Source organism: Glacieibacterium arshaanense, from assembly GCF_004681125.1.
Lineage (GTDB): Bacteria > Pseudomonadota > Alphaproteobacteria > Sphingomonadales > Sphingomonadaceae > Polymorphobacter_A > Polymorphobacter_A arshaanense.
On sequence record NZ_SIHO01000001.1, the window covers coordinates 679,271 to 695,806 of the forward strand.

The 16,536-nt window shown below is 66.2% G+C and carries 16 protein-coding genes; 7 read left to right on the top strand and 9 right to left on the bottom strand.

Features of this window, described 5'->3' with window-relative positions; genetic code table 11:
- The first annotated feature begins 2 nt into the window (after positions 1-2).
- The 4 genes from gcvPA (at position 3) to EUV02_RS03095 (ending at position 4,892) form a co-directional block, all read left to right on the top strand.
- Entirely contained in the window at positions 3-1,361 is a 1,359-nt protein-coding gene (gene gcvPA, locus EUV02_RS03080; protein WP_135244741.1) for an aminomethyl-transferring glycine dehydrogenase subunit GcvPA, read from the top strand.
- Entirely contained in the window at positions 1,358-2,923 is a 1,566-nt protein-coding gene (gcvPB, locus tag EUV02_RS03085) for an aminomethyl-transferring glycine dehydrogenase subunit GcvPB (protein ID WP_135244742.1), read from the top strand. Before gcvPA ends, gcvPB begins: the two co-directional genes overlap by 4 nt.
- 5 nt (positions 2,924-2,928) lie before the next feature.
- Positions 2,929-3,360, top strand: coding sequence for a hypothetical protein (locus EUV02_RS03090; RefSeq protein ID WP_135244743.1), 432 nt, complete (start codon positions 2,929-2,931; stop codon positions 3,358-3,360).
- 233 nt (positions 3,361-3,593) lie between these two features.
- Positions 3,594-4,892, top strand: coding sequence for an alpha/beta fold hydrolase (locus EUV02_RS03095; RefSeq protein WP_135244744.1), 1,299 nt, complete (start codon positions 3,594-3,596; stop codon positions 4,890-4,892).
- Positions 4,893-5,039: 147 nt separating this feature from the next.
- Here EUV02_RS03095 and EUV02_RS03100 read toward each other — a convergent pair whose 3' ends face one another.
- Positions 5,040-5,786, bottom strand: coding sequence for a helix-turn-helix transcriptional regulator (locus EUV02_RS03100; RefSeq protein ID WP_135244745.1), 747 nt, complete (start codon positions 5,784-5,786; stop codon positions 5,040-5,042).
- Positions 5,787-5,931: 145 nt separating this feature from the next.
- Here EUV02_RS03100 and msrA point away from each other — a divergent pair, with 145 nt between their 5' ends.
- Positions 5,932-6,462 carry a peptide-methionine (S)-S-oxide reductase MsrA gene (gene msrA, locus EUV02_RS03105; RefSeq protein WP_135244746.1) on the top strand — a complete coding sequence of 177 codons (531 nt, stop codon included), beginning with the start codon at positions 5,932-5,934 and terminating at the stop codon, positions 6,460-6,462.
- Between the two features lie 531 nt (positions 6,463-6,993).
- Here the strand turns inward: msrA and EUV02_RS15755 are convergent.
- The 6 genes from EUV02_RS15755 to EUV02_RS03135 form a co-directional block, all read right to left on the bottom strand.
- On the bottom strand, positions 6,994-7,563 hold the full coding sequence (locus EUV02_RS15755; protein ID WP_135244747.1) for a DUF3011 domain-containing protein: 570 nt from the start codon (positions 7,561-7,563) through the stop codon (positions 6,994-6,996).
- 16 nt (positions 7,564-7,579) lie between these two features.
- Positions 7,580-8,029: an EF-hand domain-containing protein gene (locus tag EUV02_RS03115; RefSeq protein WP_166430474.1), complete on the bottom strand. Its 450-nt coding sequence runs from the start codon at positions 8,027-8,029 to the stop codon at positions 7,580-7,582.
- Between the two features lie 154 nt (positions 8,030-8,183).
- Positions 8,184-10,232 carry a S9 family peptidase gene (locus tag EUV02_RS03120; RefSeq protein WP_166430475.1) on the bottom strand — a complete coding sequence of 683 codons (2,049 nt, stop codon included), beginning with the start codon at positions 10,230-10,232 and terminating at the stop codon, positions 8,184-8,186.
- Between the two features lie 181 nt (positions 10,233-10,413).
- Entirely contained in the window at positions 10,414-11,103 is a 690-nt protein-coding gene (aqpZ, locus tag EUV02_RS03125) for an aquaporin Z (protein WP_135245353.1), read from the bottom strand.
- Positions 11,104-11,178: 75 nt separating this feature from the next.
- Complete coding sequence (locus EUV02_RS03130) at positions 11,179-11,895, bottom strand: PEPxxWA-CTERM sorting domain-containing protein (RefSeq protein WP_166430476.1); 717 nt, start codon at positions 11,893-11,895, stop codon at positions 11,179-11,181.
- A gap of 94 nt (positions 11,896-11,989) precedes the next feature.
- Positions 11,990-12,919: an L-threonylcarbamoyladenylate synthase gene (locus EUV02_RS03135; RefSeq protein WP_135244750.1), complete on the bottom strand. Its 930-nt coding sequence runs from the start codon at positions 12,917-12,919 to the stop codon at positions 11,990-11,992.
- A gap of 117 nt (positions 12,920-13,036) precedes the next feature.
- On the opposite strand from EUV02_RS03135, the gene EUV02_RS03140 reads away from it, so the two are divergent.
- Entirely contained in the window at positions 13,037-14,800 is a 1,764-nt protein-coding gene (locus EUV02_RS03140; RefSeq protein ID WP_135244751.1) for an acyl-CoA dehydrogenase, read from the top strand.
- Positions 14,801-14,809: 9 nt separating this feature from the next.
- Here EUV02_RS03140 and EUV02_RS03145 read toward each other — a convergent pair whose 3' ends face one another.
- A complete protein-coding gene (locus tag EUV02_RS03145; protein WP_135244752.1) occupies positions 14,810-15,148 on the bottom strand; it encodes a GntR family transcriptional regulator in 339 nt (112 codons plus the stop codon).
- Between the two features lie 135 nt (positions 15,149-15,283).
- On the opposite strand from EUV02_RS03145, the gene EUV02_RS03150 reads away from it, so the two are divergent.
- Positions 15,284-15,808 carry a hypothetical protein gene (locus tag EUV02_RS03150; protein WP_166430477.1) on the top strand — a complete coding sequence of 175 codons (525 nt, stop codon included), beginning with the start codon at positions 15,284-15,286 and terminating at the stop codon, positions 15,806-15,808.
- Between the two features lie 133 nt (positions 15,809-15,941).
- On the opposite strand, the gene EUV02_RS03155 is transcribed toward EUV02_RS03150, so the two are convergent.
- On the bottom strand, positions 15,942-16,535 hold the full coding sequence (locus EUV02_RS03155; RefSeq protein ID WP_135244754.1) for a nitroreductase family protein: 594 nt from the start codon (positions 16,533-16,535) through the stop codon (positions 15,942-15,944).
- Position 16,536: the final 1 nt, after the last annotated feature.

Genomic DNA, 16,536 nt, shown 5'->3' on the forward strand with positions numbered 1-16,536 from the left:
CGATGCGCTACCTCCCCCTGACCCCTGCCGACCGGAGCGCCATGCTTGGCGTGATCGGCGCGCCCGATATCGACGCGCTGTTTGTCGATGTGCCCGCTGCCGCACAGCTGTCGGCACCGATTGCCGGGCTGACCCCGCACATGACCGAGCTTGAGGTCGAGCGGAAACTCGGCGCGCTGGCGCGGCGCAACATGACCGCGTCCGACGGGCCGTTCTTCGTCGGGGCCGGGGCCTACAAGCACCACGTGCCTGCCAGCGTCGATCATCTGATCCAGCGCGGCGAGTTCCTGACCAGCTACACGCCGTACCAGCCCGAAATCGCCCAGGGCACGCTGCAGGTGCTGTTCGAGTTCCAGAGCCAGGTCGCCCGGTTGCTGGCGATGGATGTGGCCAACGCCTCGATGTACGACGGCAGCACGTCGATGACCGAGGCGGTGTTCATGGCGCGCCGCGTCACCCGCCGGAAGGTGGCGCGCGTGTCGAGCGGCGTCCACCCGCACTACACCGCTGTGCTCAATACGCTGACGCGCTTCACCGATGACGAGATCGTCACCCGCGCCCCCGATTTCACGCCCGACGATGATCTGGCCGCACTTGCCGCGGCGGTCGACGCCGACACCAGTTGCGTCGTCGTGCAGAACCCCAACATCTTCGGCCATGTCGCCGACCTGACGCCGCTGGCAGATGCCTGCCACGCCGCCGGCGCGCTGCTGATCGTCGTGGTCACCGAAGTCGTGTCGCTCGGGCTCATCAAGGCGCCGGGCGAAATGGGCGCCGATATCGTGGTGGGCGAGGGCCAGTCGATCGGCAATGGTCTCAACTTCGGCGGGCCTTACCTCGGCCTGTTCGCGACGCGCGACAAATACGTCCGGCAAATGCCGGGCCGGCTGTGCGGCGAGACCGTCGATGCCGATGGCAAGCGCGGCTTCGTGCTGACGCTGAGCACCCGCGAACAGCATATCCGCCGCGAGAAGGCGACGTCGAACATCTGCACCAACTCGGGGCTGTGCGCGCTGGCGTTCAGCATCCACATGACGCTGCTCGGCGAAAGCGGCCTGCGCAAGCTCGCGGCGCTTAACCATGCGCGCGCGGTGCAGCTTGCCGACCGGCTGGGGCGCATCCCCGGTGTCGAAGTGGTGACGCGCAACTTCTTCAACGAGTTCACCATCCGGCTGCCGCAGGAAGCACGGCCGGTGGTGCGCAAGCTGGCGGAGAAGGGCGTGCTTGCCGGTGTGTCGCTCGGGCGGCTCTATCCGGACAATGCGGCGCTGGCCAACGGGCTGGTCGTCGCGGTGACCGAAACCGCGACCGATGCGGATTTTGATGCGTTCGAAGACGCGCTTGACGAGGTGCTGGCATGACTGTTTCCGCTTCCAACCACCGCGTCGTCAGCGGCGCCCCCGAAGCTGGCGGCGCGCCCGTCACCACCTTCACCGGCAACCGCGCGCTGATGCTCGAAGAGCCGTTGCTGTTCGAAAAGGGCGCTATTGACCGTTGGGGCGTCGACCTGCCCGATGTGCCCGCCGTCGCGACGCGGCTCGGCGGCCTCGAACGCACCGCCGAAATCGGCCTGCCGGGCCTCAGCGAGCCCGATACGGTGCGCCACTACACGCGGCTCAGCCGGCAGAACTACGCCATCGACATGGGCATCTTTCCGCTGGGTAGCTGCACGATGAAGCACAACCCGCGGCTCAACGAGAAGATGGCGCGGCTGCCGGGCTTTGCCGATATCCACCCGCTGCAGCCGATCGACACCGTCCAGGGCGCGCTGGCGCTGATCGACCAGCTCGCGCACTGGCTCAAGACGCTGACCGGCATGCCCGAAGTCGCGATGTCGCCGAAGGCCGGCGCGCACGGCGAACTGTGCGGGATGCTGGCGATCCGCGCCGCGCATGACGCCGCCGGCTCCGACCGCCGCGTCGTGCTGGTGCCCGAAAGCGCACACGGCACCAACCCGGCGACCGCGGCGTTCTGCGGCTATACCGTCGAGGACATTCCCGCCGATGCGCGTGGCCGTGTCGACCTCGCGGCACTCAAGGCGCGGCTGGCGAACGGCAGCGATGTCGCGGCGGTGATGATCACCAACCCCAATACCTGCGGGCTGTTCGAACCCGACATGATCGAGATCTGCGCCGCCGTTCACGCGGCCGGCGGCTATGTCTATTGCGACGGCGCCAACTTCAACGCCATCGTCGGCCGCGTCCGGCCGGGCGACCTCGGCATCGACGCGATGCACATCAACCTGCACAAGACCTTCTCGACCCCGCACGGCGGCGGCGGGCCGGGTTCGGGGCCGGTGGTGTTTTCGGCCGCACTGGCGCCGTTTGCGCCGCTGCCGTTCGTGCGCAAGACCGGCGATCATTATGAGCTGGTCGAGGAAGAGCAGGCGCATGTCTCGACCGACCATGACCACAGCTTCGGGCGCATGGTGGCGTTCCACGGCCAGATGGGCATGTTCGTCCGTGCGCTGAGCTACATCCTCAGCCACGGCAATGATGGTCTGCGCCAGGTTGCCGAGGATGCGGTCTTGAACGCCAACTATGTGCTCGCCAGCCTCAAGGACCTGTTCAGCGCACCGTTCGGCGACGCCGGGCCGTGCATGCACGAGGCGCTGTTCTCCGACGCGTTCCTCGAGGGCACCGGGCTGACGACGCTCGATCTCGCGAAGGCGCTGATCGACGAGGGCTTCCACCCGATGACGATGTACTTCCCGCTCGTTGTCCATGGCGCGATGCTGATCGAGCCGACCGAAACCGAGAGCAAGGCCAGCCTCGACCAGCTGATCGGCGCGCTGCGCTCGGTGGCGAACCGGATGCTGACCGAGGACGCCAACATCTTCAAGGGCGCCCCCTATCTGGCACCGCGCCGGCGGCTCGACGAGACGGCGGCGGCGCGCAAGCCGGTGCTGAGCTGGCAGGGCTGAGTCGCTTGCCGGCGGTGCAGTCATTTACGAAATCGGTCATCTTAGGCGGGCTGGCCGGTGCTGCACCCTTTCTGGTCTTTCTCGTTTTCATCATTGCCGGGTCGCCATACCCGGGTACGAGCGAGGACAGGGTGATGTTGCTCGTTAAGATGCCTGCATTAATACTGGCGATCTCCACGACAGTGGTACTCGTGGCGAGCGTCATTATCGGCCTTCCGCTGACCGCTGTCCTCAAACGCCGGCAGTGGGAGAGCGCCGACGCTTACACGGTGTCTGGTGCCGTTGCCGGCGCGGCATTGCCGGTATTGCCTATGTTGTTTACGGGCGAGTTCGGTGCATTCATGCTAGTCATCTGTGGCGCATTCGGCGGCGCGATAACCGGGCGCACATGGTGGTTGTCGGCGCGCCGAGGCGCGGTTGCCGATCGACCGCAATAGGCGCGCAAGCCGGTGCTGAGCTGGCACGAACCGGTCGCGGCTGCGGCGCAATAGCGTCCGGCAGCGCCCGGCGCCGCTGCTGAACTGCGGTTTTCCCTTACTTGCCGGGGCTGCGGCATTCTGGCACGTGAAGCGCGCGCCGGGCAGGCTCGCTGCCGGTGCGGACAGGTGATGTTCAACGCCGCGCCGGCGAGCCCGGTAACCCGCGCTGCGGGACTCATGGGAAGATTGCCATGCACAAGACCATCATCCTTGCCACGTCGATTGCCGCCGCACTTGCCGCGCCCGTCCTCGCCGATCCGGCGGTGGCGCCGTTCTACGAAGCCGCGATGCGCATCAAGCCCGACGGCAAGCTCGGCCACGTGGTCAAGCAGGAAGAGATCAAGACCGCCATCCCCGGCGCGCGCGCCTGGCGCATCGCCTATGTCTCGTCGGACGCGCGCGACGTGCCGACGATCGTCACCGGCGTTGTCGTGGCGCCGACCGGTGCGGCGACCGCCGGCGGCCGGCCGGTGATTGCCTGGGCCCATGGCACGACGGGAACCGCGCAGAACTGCGGGCCGTCGCAGATCCTCGACCCCGTTCAGGAGCTCAACGAATACTTCCTCGTCGGCGGCGACTCATGGACCGACTACGGCCTGCCCAGTGTCGCCGCGCTGCTCAAGGCCGGCAATGTCGTCGTCGCGACCGACTATCAGGGCCTCGGCGGCGGTGGCCGGCATCAATATGCGGTGGCGACCGCACAGGCGCATGACGCGATCAATTCGGTGCGCGCCGCCAATGCGATGTCCGAAACCGGCGCCGGCCGCAAGGCGATCATGTACGGCTGGTCGCAGGGTGGCGGCGCGACGATCGCCGCGGCCAGCATGGGCGACTATATCGCGCGTCGCGGCAGTGCTGCCGACGGGGTCAGCTTCGTCGGCTTCGTCGCCATGGCGCCGCAGGATGCAGCGGTGCTGACCGGCGGCAAGGCACTCGACCAGGCGCTTGCCGACAAGGTGATGACGGACATCGTCACGCAGTTTTCGGGCAACGTCTTCGACTTTGCGCATTTTTCGATGAACATGTGGGGCAACCAGGCGGCCTATCCGAACCTCAAAATGTCCGACCTGTTCACCGACGAGGGCGTCAAGGCACTCGACGAGATCTATTCGAAGAAGTGCATGCACGCCGGGTCGGACACCATCAGCTTCAACTATGGCACCGGCTACAAGGCGCTGCTGCGGCCGCAGCCGGTGAACACGCTGGCGTGGGTACAGGCGATCGTCGATGGCAGCGTGCCGCCGGTCAAGCCGGTGGCGCCGGTCATTATCTATTGGGGTTCGAAGGACACCACGGTGCCGCCGGTGATGGGCAAGCTCTATCAGGCGCAGATGTGCAAGCTCGGCGGCAACGTCACGCGCGTGCAGCTGCCCGGCGAGCAGTCGCACTTCACCACGCCGGGGTCGGCTGCGCCGCTGTATCAGGCGTGGATGAAGGACCGGCTGGCAGGCGTGCCGGTGGCCGATGGCTGCGCTGCGGTGGGGCAGTAAGTAGGTAAGGGCGTCGAGGCAAAGCCACGCCGTCGGACGGGTTCGGGCGGTTAGTCCGCCCGCCCCGCCGGTCGGACTGCGCGCGAGTCCGCACACAAGTCGAAATTTGCGAAGGGCAAATTTGGTCTTGTGTGCTGGCCGCGCTTGTCAGTTGATTATATCGTTGAAGCTGAGCTGCCCGTCGAACAGCGCGCGCACCACCAGTTCGGTGCGGCTCGACACGCCGTAGCGGCGCTTGGCGCTTTCGAGGTATTTGTGGACAGTGTCGGGCGACAGGCCGAGCAATTGGCCCGACACCCAGTTCGACTTGCCCTTGGCGGCGAGCACGACGCAATCGAGCTGGCGCTGCGTCAGCCGGGGCGTGCTGTCGCCTTCACCGCCGTCGCGGTTGACTGCCAGCCGCCGTGCCGCCTCGAACGCGAAGCAGGCGAGATACTGCGCCGCCGGTAGCGAGTCGGCGGGCAGCTCGCGGTCGCCCGCCATGACGAACGAGCATAGCCCCGACGCCTCGCCGGGCACGTGGATTGGCACGGTATAGCCCTGCGACAGGCCCTGGCTTTGCGCTGATTGCATGTAGGTGTGGTGGTGCTTGGTCATGTTGACCATCGTCGGCAGCTCGGCCCAGCTGAACGGCGCGACCGAGCGTTCGACCGCGACCAGCACCGGGTCATGGACGTAATAGTCACCTGATATCAACAGGTCGACCCAGTCTGCCGGGAAGTCCGATAGCTGCACCGGCGCCGCCTGTAGTCGCAAGCTGACACGCTGGACCATCGCAAAGTGGTCGAACCGGAAATGCCGCGTCGCATCCGACAGGGTTGTCGAAATGCTTTCGAGGCTGTCGGCATCGCGCACGGTTTTGACAAAAACCTGAACGTCCGAAAAAAGCGTCACACGAGTTCCCTGGGAAAAGCTGTCCCCCCGAATCCAATATCGCAACTGCCCGTATTGCGGTATCAGACCTTTCCGTCCCCCGTCAGTTACACTATGCGGAATATGTTAACAGTCAAATAATAATTCTTGTGGAGTAATTGTGACAATGACCACCGAAGTTGCAACACTCGCCGGCGGCTGTTTTTGGTGCACCGAAGCGGTATTTGTCGAATTGAAAGGCGTCATCGCCGTAGAATCGGGCTATATTGGCGGCGCTCGTCCGTCGCCGAGCTACGAGGCCGTCTGCACCGGCACCACCGGCCATGCCGAAGCGGTGCGCGTGACTTTCGATCCGGCACAAGTCAGTTACCCCGACTTGCTCGACATCTTCTTCCATACGCACGACCCGACGACGCTCAACCGCCAGGGCGGCGATACCGGCACGCAGTACCGGTCGGCGATCTTCCCGAACTCGCCCGAACAGGCTGCCGCAGCCAAGGCCGCGATCGCCCGCAACCAGGCCGACTGGGACGCGCCGATCGTCACCAGCATCGAAGCCGATGCGCCGTGGTACAAGGCGGAGGCCTATCACCAGAATTATTTCGCCAACAACGCCGACAAGAATCCCTATTGCTCGGTCGTGGTGGCGCCCAAGCTGGCGAAGTTCCGCAAGGGCTATGCGGCGCGGCTGAAATAGGCACGACGAATTTCCGGCCAGCGGATATCCCCGCCCCGGTCCATCGTCCTTGGGTACTGACCCCCACCGCCACGGTGGAGATAATCCTCTTCCCGATGACGGCGTCCTTGGGAGGGTTGCTGGGTCATCGGGAAGAGGCAGGCTTTGTGTCGTTGGTCGAGGTAGCCGGGGGCGGAGGGCGTTTTGCGGTTTCTTAGGCCGCATACGCGGTTTGGACGCGTGTTTGACGCGGTTGAAGTACGCGTTTGGTAGACGTGCCCTCCTTGGAACACTTGGAGCTGAAGTCCTCGACCTGACAGAGCGCGGGGCTAAAAAGCGCGGCGGTGAAACGACACGTCCGGGTACGCAAGTGGCGATCGTGAGCCCGGACAGGTTGGACGGGGCATACCACTACCCCGTCGCCTTGATTGACCTATTAACCGATTCGGTTCGTACTGTCAAGTGAAATCGCTATTCCGGTTCCACTGTCCCGCTTGTGTGAGCGGGCAGGGGTGGGCGACGCGGCGAGGTCCGCCGCGTCGCTGCATCACCTCAGTTCGACCAGCACTTGTTGTAGCCACTCGAATAGGCCTGCTCGTTCGAGCCGCTGTAGCTTCCGCTGTGGCGGGTATAGTCGCGGCTCTTGCCGGCGTTGCGGTCCTTGGTGCCGGCGTTGCAGCCGTTGTTGTAGGTCGTTTCGTAGCTGTCGCCCGAGTTCGACTTGTTCTTGCTCGACGACGAGGCCACCACGGCCGCCCCGATGATTGCGGCGAGTGCGACTGCGGCGACCGCGCCGTCGTTGTTGTTGTTGTGGTGATTATTATTGTTGTTCGGATAATAGCCGTTCGGGTTGTAGCCGTTGGGGTAGTAGTTGCCGCCGGTCTGGAAGATCGCGCGGCAGCCGGCGCTGACCCAGATACCGCCGCCGTCATAGCCCCAGGTGTCGCCCTGATAGCAGCCGCTGCTGCTCAGCTGCGTCTGCAGATAGACCCCGCCACGGGTGTTGCCGCGGCAATAGCGTTCGCGACCGTTGTCGGATTCGCAGCGAATGGTGTCGGCCAGCGCCGGTGCGACGGTGGCGAAGGCAACCAGCACCGCGATACCAAGTTTCATCGTGTTCATGGCTCTTGCTCCCGTCTCAGCGGATCTGGTTGGCGATGTTGCTCGGGCGCACGACGTCGTGCCACTCGGCGGGCGTCAACGCGCCGTCCTTGTTCTTGTCGGCATCATCAAAATATTTGCGCAGCACGGCGTTATAGGTGGCGATGCTGATATCGAACGGCGCCGGCTTGGCATCAGGCCCTGCGAAAGTTGCCAGTTCGCTGATTTCCATCACGCCGTCGCCGTTGGTGTCGATATTGGCGAACAGCCGCATCGCGCGGTTGCGATATTCTTCCCAGCTGACGTAGAGGTCGGCGTCGCGGTCGGCATAGGCGAAGGCAATCTGCGACACCGTGTCACCGGCGGGCACCAGCGCAATACCGTTGCCGGCGAGCGGATCGACGTATTTGACCGGTGCGTCAGCAGCGTGTGCACCGACCGCAAAGGTCGCCGCCAAGATGCTGAATCCAAGCAGTTTTCGAATCATTGAAAATCTCCCCATCACTCAATCGTCGAGCCCCCGACGCGGCGCATCAAACACCGCTGGGCGTGACAATTCAACCGCAAATGACAGGGGTTTCCGTGCGCGGGGTGCAGTTATTTGAACTTGAAGCGCCGGTCATTTCACCTTGAAGCGCCGGTCACTTCACCTTGAACCGATTGTACCAGTCGATGACCGTCAGATTGGTCTGAAGCCATTGCGACGGGCGCCCCATGCCGTGGCCGGCGCCGATCAGCCGCACCATCTCGGTCGGCACACCGTTGATCTTGAGCGCCTGGTAATAGGCTTCGGTCTGCGCGATCGGCGTGCGCCAGTCCTCGTCGCCTTCGATCAGGATCGTCGGGGTCTTGACGCTGCCGACCATCGACAAGGTCGAGCGCCGCCAATAGTCCTCGTGATGCTCCCACGGCTTGCCGTTCATCCAGTAGTTGCCGAACAGCGCGGTGCCGTCGGCTGTCAGCACCTGCACCGTCCAGTCGGTGACCGGGCGCAGCGCGGCGGCGGCGCGGAAGCGGTCGGTCTTGGCGATGGCGTTGGTGGTCAGCACGCCGCCGCCCGAGCCGCCGCCGATGAACAAATTGCGTTTATCGACGAAGGGCTTGGCCTCCATCATGTCGACGCCGGCCATCAGGTCGCTGTGGTCCTCGCCGGGATAGGTCTTGTCGATGCCGTTGGCGAACGCCTCGCCGTAGCCGATACTGCCGCGCGGGTTGGTGAACAGCACGATGTAACCGGCGGCGGCGTAAAGCTGGTGGGTGATCGAGAAATACGGGCCATAGTCGGTGTTCGGGCCGCCGTGGATTTCGAGCGCGAACGGATATTGCTTCGCGGGATCGAAGTTCGGCGGATAGACCACCCAGCCGTCGATCATCGGCAGCGTGCCGTTGGCGAGCGGCACGGTGGCGCGGAATTTCACCGGCTCAAGCTTGCCGACGGTCTTGCCGGCGCGCCATTCGGCGTTGAAATCGACGGCGGCGAGTTCCTTGGCGCCGCGCGACACGCCGAGCCCGGCGGGGCGGTCGCTGAAGCTGCTGGTGTAGGCGAAGGTGCCGCCGCCGTACGAGAAGGTGCCGCCCGATGACGGCAGATACAGGCGCGTGCCGCCGACTTCGGGGATGACGATGCGGGCGTCGGCTGCCGACTTGAGCCCCGACTTCGGCACATAGGCGACGCGCGTCAGTCCGGCGTCATTGTACTGCGCATACAGCCCGCGACCGTCATCGGCCCAGTGATAGGCGATAATCGGCCGGTCGAGCGCCTTGGTCAGGTTGACCGCCGCACCGCCGCCCGCCGGCATCACCCACAGGTCGTCCTGCGCGTAGAAGCCCGGCGTATCGAGCGTGCCGGTATAGGCCAGCGTGCTGCCGTCGGGCGACAGCTGCGGATCGCCCTCGGTGCCCTTGGTGCTGGTCAGCTGGACGGGGGTGCCGCCGCCGGCGGGGATCTTCCACAGGTCCATTTCGCGGCCCATGTTGTCGCGGCCTTCGCGCATGTTCGCGGGGTAGATCAGCGCGCTGCCGTCGTGCGTCCATTCGGCGGGGCCGAAGATCTGGTCGGTGTCGCCCTTGGTGACCTGCACCGGCGTGCCGCCACCGGCGTCGACGATGAACAGATGGTCGGCACCGGCATTGAAGAAGCCTTCGCCGTCGGCGCGCCAGCTGAAGTCGCTGATGATCTTCGGCGGCGGCGCCCAGGTCGCGCCTTCGGGCTTTTCGGGCATGCCGCCGATCTTGCGCGGCGGCGCCTCGACGCGGCCGCCGAACGCGATGCGGCGGCCGTCGGGTGACCAGCGCAGGAAGTTCGGCCCGACCTTGCCGGTGGTCAGCACGCTGGCGATGCCGTCGGACAGCTTCATGATCCAGATCTGCGGCTTACCGAGCCATGGCGCGATATAGGCGATGCGGGTGCCGTCGGGCGACCAGGCGAAGCCGCCGGCACTGGCGCTGGCGGGGATGAGCAGTTGGCGGGTGAAGCGGTCACCGTCGAGCGTGCCGAGCCAGATTTCGTTCTTGCGCGTGTCGGTGGCGAGGTCTGCATAGTTGCGGCTGAACAGCACGTGCTTGCCGTCGGGCGAGACCTCGACGGTGTTGACCTGCGAGATGCGGTAGAGGTCCATCGGTTCGACCGGGCTTGCGGCATAGAGCGGCGCAGCGCCGGCGAGCAGCGCGAGGATGAGCATGGTTTTCATTGAAAATTCCCCCGGGGTGAGCCTGTTGCGCCAACGCATATCGCATCGGGGGCGGAGTGCAATGGGGGGCGGGGCGAAAGAACAAGGAAGTAAGGGCGTCATGGCAAAGCCATGCCGTCGGACGGGTTCAGCGGCTTGATAGCCGCTGCCCCGCCGGCCGGGACTGCGCGCGAGTCGGCGCTTAGTCCTTTGACAGCGCCCGCCAGGTGAAACCCGCAATCAAGGCGCCGGTAATCGGATAGACCCAGAAAAACCACAGCTGCTGCAGCGCGATGCCGCCTTCGACCAGCGCCGGGCCGGTGCTGCGCGCCGGATTGACCGAGGCGTTGGTCACCGGAATGCTTACCAGATGCACCAGCGTCAGCGCCATGCCGATGGCGAGCGGTGCGAAGCCCGCGGGTGCGCGGGCGTCGGTGGCGCCGAGGATGACGATGACGAAGCCGCCGGTGAGCAGGATTTCGATGGTCAGCGCCGACATCATCGAGAAGCCGCCGGGCGAATGTTCGCCGAAGCCGTTCGACGCGAGGCCGTTGGTCGCCAGCACATAATCGGGGCTGCCCGACGCGATCTGCAGCAGCACGAACGACGCGACGATGCCGCCGATGACCTGCGCGGTGATGTACGGCGCGACATCGCGGCCGGGGACGCGCCCGCCCGCCCATAGCCCGATGGTGACGGCCGGATTGAAATGCGCCCCCGACACATGGCCGAGCGCATAGGCCATCGTCAGCACCGTCAGCCCGAACGCCAGCGCGACGCCGGCAAAGCCGATGCCGTACTGCGGAAACGCCGCCGACAGCACGGCGCTGCCGCAGCCGCAAAAGACCAGCCAGAATGTGCCGAATGTTTCGGCAAATAGCCGGTGCGCCATGGTTGGCATGTGTCACTCCCCGTGGTTGTTATGGGAGCGATGCTAACGCCTGCGCGGCACGGTGCAAGCGGCGATTCAGGCCGGCTTCAACCCCGCGCGTGACCGCAGCGCACCGCCGACCAGCCCGAAGCCGGCGAGCATAAGCGCCCAGCTTGCGGGTTCGGGAACGCCGGCAGGCGCGGTGACGAAGGTAAAATCGTCGAACGCGACAAAGTCCTGATTGGTGGCGCTCGGCGTGACGCGCACCCGCGCGATCGCGGCGCCGTTCGAGATGAAGCCGGCGAAGCCGTTGGGGGCATTGTCATTGCCGACCAGGCCGGCGGCGCCAAAGGTGTAGTTGCCGAGGCTGGCATTGCCCGCATCGAACAGTTCGAATGTGTGCGCGATGGCGCTATGGCCAAAGCCTTGCACCGTCAGCCCAAAGTGCGAGACGCTCTGCGCGAAGCTGATGTCGAAGGCGCGAAATGTGCTGCCTGAATAGTCGGGGGCATGCGAGATATCCGAAATCAGGCCGTTGCGGCTGTTGCCGACAGCGTTGCTGCCAAGGCTGCCAATGCCCGAATAAAAGCCGGGGCCGGTAACGAAACTGTGCGCGCTGCTGTCTGCGCTGGCGATGGTGACGCCGTAGTTGGCTGCGACCTTGGCAATCGTGTTGCTGGTCGCGGTGTCGAAACTGATCGCCGTCGACGGACCGAACGCTGCGGCACTGTTGACGATCTGGATGGCAGCGCTGGCGCTGGAAGCGGCCAGCAATGCCGCAGCGCTGCCGATGATGATGTGAAGATGTCGCAAGGCTTTGCTCCCCGTTGCCATGGGGCCCAATTCGCCATGGAGACACTACCATAGCGATCAAATGCGCCGACGCGAGTCTGTTTCGGAATCTTAACTAATTTTGGTGGCGCTCGGCAGCCGCACGGGCCAGCCGGTCGTTGATCGCGACGCCGAGCCCGGCCATCGGCACTGGCGCGACGGCAATTGCGGCGCGGCCGCTGGCTTGCGCGACGTGGAGCGCTTCGAACAGATTGGCGGCGGCCTCGATGGTGTCACCCGCCGGCGATAGCGACAGGTCGCCGCGCACCGCGCCGAAGCCGATGTGGAATTCATGCGCGGCGGCGGTCAGCGCGCCGAGGCGTACCGGCTGCTCGGGGGCGTAGTGCGACGCCAGCTGGCCGGGCGCGGTGATGCTGCTGCTGGTCGAAGGCCGCCAGTCGGGCGCTGCCGCCACCGCGCCGGGGCGCAGCAGCGTGACGAGGTCGCCGTCGACGCCGATGATGGTGCTTTCGACGCCGGCCTGCGACGGCCCGCCGTCGACGACCAGCGGGATGCGGCCGCGCAGGCTCGCCAGCACGTGGCGCGCGTGCGTCGCGCTGATCTTGCCCGAGGCGTTGGCGCTCGGCGCGGCGAGCGGCCCGACCGCGGCGATCGCCGCCTGCATCACCGGATGCGCCGGACAGCGCACCGCCAGCGTCGGCAGTCCGGCGCTGACCAGCCCGGCGACGGGGGCATCGGGCTTGAGCGGCAGCACCAGCGTCAGCGGTCCAGGCCAATGCGCCGCCATCAGCGCGGCGGCGGTGGCGTTGACCTCGACCAGCGTTGCGGCCTGCGTTGCATCAGCGACATGGACGATCAGCGGGTTGAAACTCGGGCGGCCCTTGGCGGCGAAGATGCGCGCCACCGCGGCACCGTTGGCGGCGACGGCCGCCAGCCCGTAGACGGTCTCGGTCGGCAGCGCGACGACCTCGCCGGCGGCCAGCAGCGCCACCGCGCGCGCCATGCCGGCAGCGTCGGGCGCGACGATTTGCGTGTCATGTTCCATCGGTGACTGCTCTAGCGCCAATTGTGCCGCGCGCCCACCCTGCGGCGCCGTCGCCATATTGCCCGCCGCGCCAAGGCTGCGTAGGGGAGGGGCTTCTCCATTCCGGGACGCCGCGCCATGACCTACACCGCCCCCATCGCCGAGCAGCGCTTCGTGCTCGACACCATCGCCGACCTGCCCGGGCTGGCGGCACTGCCGGGGTTCGGCGACGCGACGCCCGACATGGTCGAGGCGATCCTGTCGGAAGCCGGCAAGCTGACGGGCAATGTCTTTGCGCCCTTGAACTGGAGCGGCGACCAGGCCGGCAGCCGGCTTGAAGGCGACCAGGTGTTCATGCCCGAAGGCTTCAAGGACGCTTATGCGCGCTACGTCGAAGGCGGCTGGGCCGGGCTCGGTGCGCCGGTGGCGCATGGCGGGCAGGGGCTGCCGTTCGTGCTGGCGAGCGCGGTGCAGGAGCAGCTGACTTCGGCGAACATGGCGTTCAGCCTGTGCATGATGCTGAGCATGGGGGCGATCGAGGCGCTGGCGGCGCATGCCTCGCCCGAGTTGCAGGAACGTTATCTGACCAAGCTCATCAGCGGCGAATGGACCGGCACGATGAACCTGACCGAGCCGCAGGCCGGTAGCGATGTCGGGGCGCTGCGATCGCGCGCCGAGCGCCAAGCCGACGGCACCTACCGCATCAAGGGCAGCAAGATCTTCATCACCTGGGGCGAGCATGATGTCGCGGAAAACATCATCCACCTCGTGCTGGCGCGGCTGCCCGATGCGCCGCCGGGGACCAAGGGGATTTCGCTGTTCATCTGCCCGAAGTTCCTGCCCGACGGCGCGCGGAACGACCTGCGCGTGACCGGCGTCGAGCACAAGCTCGGCATCCACGCCTCGCCGACCTGCTCGATGAGCTTTGGCGAGCATGACAAGTGCGTCGGCTATCTGGTCGGCGAGGAGGGCGCCGGGATGCGCGCCATGTTCACCATGATGAACCATGCGCGCATCAATGTCGGGCTGCAGGGCGTGGCAATTGCCGAGCGCGCCTACCAGGGCGCGCTGGCGTTCGCGAAGGAACGTGTCCAGTCGGCGAAGTTCGGCGGTGGTCGGGACCCCGTGCGCATCATCGAGCACGCCGACGTGCGGCGCATGCTGATGACGATGAAGGCGACGACCGAGGCGGCGCGGGCGCTGACCTATCTGACCGCCGCGGCTGTCGACCGTGCGCACGCGACCGGCGATAAAGCTGCGGCCGGATTGGCCGATTTGCTGACGCCGGTGACCAAGGCCTATGCCACCGATATCGGTGTCGAAATGGCCAGCATCGGCGTGCAGGTGTTTGGCGGCATGGGGTTTGTCGAGGAGACCGGCGCGGCGCAGCACCTGCGCGATTCGCGCATTGCGCCGATCTACGAAGGCACCAACGGCATCCAGGCGCTCGACCTCGTCGGGCGCAAGCTGGGGATGGACGGCGGCACGCATTGGCGGACGCTGTTCCTTGAAATCCGCGACTTCATTGGCGACCTGCCCAAGGCCGGCGACCTTGGCGCGCTGCGGCCGTACCTCGAGGACGGGCTGGCGGCGCTCGAAAATGCCAGCGTCTGGATGACGGGCAACAGCGGCGACGCACTGACCGACACTGCCGCGGGCGCGACGCCGTATCTGCGGCTGTTCGGCGTGACGGTCGGGGGCTATTTGCTGGCCAAGCAGGCGGCAGTGGCGGCGCAGCGGTTGGCGGCGGGCGAGGGCGACGCGGCATTTCTGCGCGCCAAGATCGCGACGGCGCGGTTCTTTGCCGAACAGTTGATGCCGCCGGCGACGGCGCTGCTCGGGCCGATCACGCGCGGGTCGGGGTTGTTTTACGCGATCGAGGAAGCCGCGCTGGGGGCCTGAGGCACGCCGTCAGGCTTGCGCGAACAGGTCTTCGGGCGCCAGCCCGAGTTGCGCGATGCGGCGCTTGATGCGCGGCCATTCGGTTTCGAGGAAGGCGGCGCGCTCGGACTTGAGCAGCGCGGCGCGAGCACCCTGCTCGACATACAGGCCGACGCCCTTTTTGGCGACGACCAGCCCGGCGAGCTGGAGTTCCTGATAGGCCTTGGCGACTGTCAGCGGGTTGACATCGAGCTCGGCGGCGAGCGCCCGCACCGAAGGCAACGGCCCGTCGCCGTGGACATTATCCAGAATGCGCACGACGATGATGTCGCGAATCTGGAGGTAAATGGGTCGATCATCCTGCCACATGCTGTCCTATTGCTATACAACACTAACCAAGTCAACAATTGTCGCGCATTTAGCCGGTGACCTGCGCGCAGGGCTGGTCTAGGTTCCGCCGCGTGCTGCCGGAATGTTGCAGCCCATGAGATGCAGGAGTCGCAGATGAACCGTGCCCGCATAGTGATTTTGGCGTTGGGATTTGCCTTCGGCGCGGCATTGCCGGCGCACGCGGCGGGGATTGACGACACGCTGGTAAGCTGCGCGCGCATGGCGAACAACGCCAAGCGGCTGGCGTGTTACGACGCGGCCGTGGCGACGATTTCGAACGATGCCAAGGCAGCAACCGCGCAGCGCGAGGCCGAAATGGCGGTGCTCGCGGCCGAGCAGGCCAAGGCCGACGAAGCCGCGAAAAAGGCGGCGTTCGGCGGCGAGCGGCTGGCGCGCGGGCAAGTGCCCGCCGGGACGATTACCCGCGTCGATGCCAAGGTCACCGAAGTGCTGACCGCCAGCGACGGCATGGCAGTGCTGGTGCTCGACAACGGCCAGATGTGGCGCCAGACGACCGGCGTGGCGCTGCCGCCGGTGCGCAACGGCGATGTGGTGGTCATCACCGTCGCTTCGATGGGCAGCTTCCAGGCCGAGCTGGTCCGCCAGCACCGGGCGTTCAAGGTCAAGCGGATCAAGTAGGCGGCAGCAGCTGCTGCCCGTTTGAACAGCCTAACCCCGCTCATCCCGAGCGAAGTCGAGGGACGCGCTGACGGTTTGGTGTGTCCCTCGACTTCGCTCGGGATGAGCGGCGTTGGGTAAACTTGGAAGGCGCTTAAGTCGCGTCGGGCGTGAAGGCGCGCACCACGGTTCCCGGCGCCGGGCGCGGACGTTCGGCGAGCGGGCGGCCCTGCGTGCCGATGAACACGAAGCCGGCAATGCGGCCATCTTCGATACCGAGCGCATCGGCGACGTCGCGCGAATAGCACGCCCAGCCGGTCAGCCAGTTGGCGACAAAGCCCTGGGCGTGCGCGGCGTTGCACAGCTGCATCGTTGCGGCACCCGCCGAAAGCTCCTGTTCCCAGCGCGGGATGTGGCTGGCCGACACCGGCTGGCTGACGACGATGACCAGGCACGGCGCCTGATGCGCGAAGCTGCGGATCGCCTCGATCTCGGTGGCGCCGGGGGCCGCGTGCTCGTGGCGGTAGGCGGTCTCCAGCAGCGCCGCGAAACCAGCCCGCGCTTCGGGGGCAACGGTGATGAAGCGCCACGGCGCCAGCTTGCCGTGGTCTGGGACGCGCGCCGCGCTGGCGAGCATGGCGGCGAGTTGTGCGGCGTCGGGGCCGGGCGCAACCATTTCGCGTGCCTTGCCCGAACGTCGGGTCGCCAGCAGCGCGCGCGGCGACGAGATGTCGTTGAAATTGTCCATG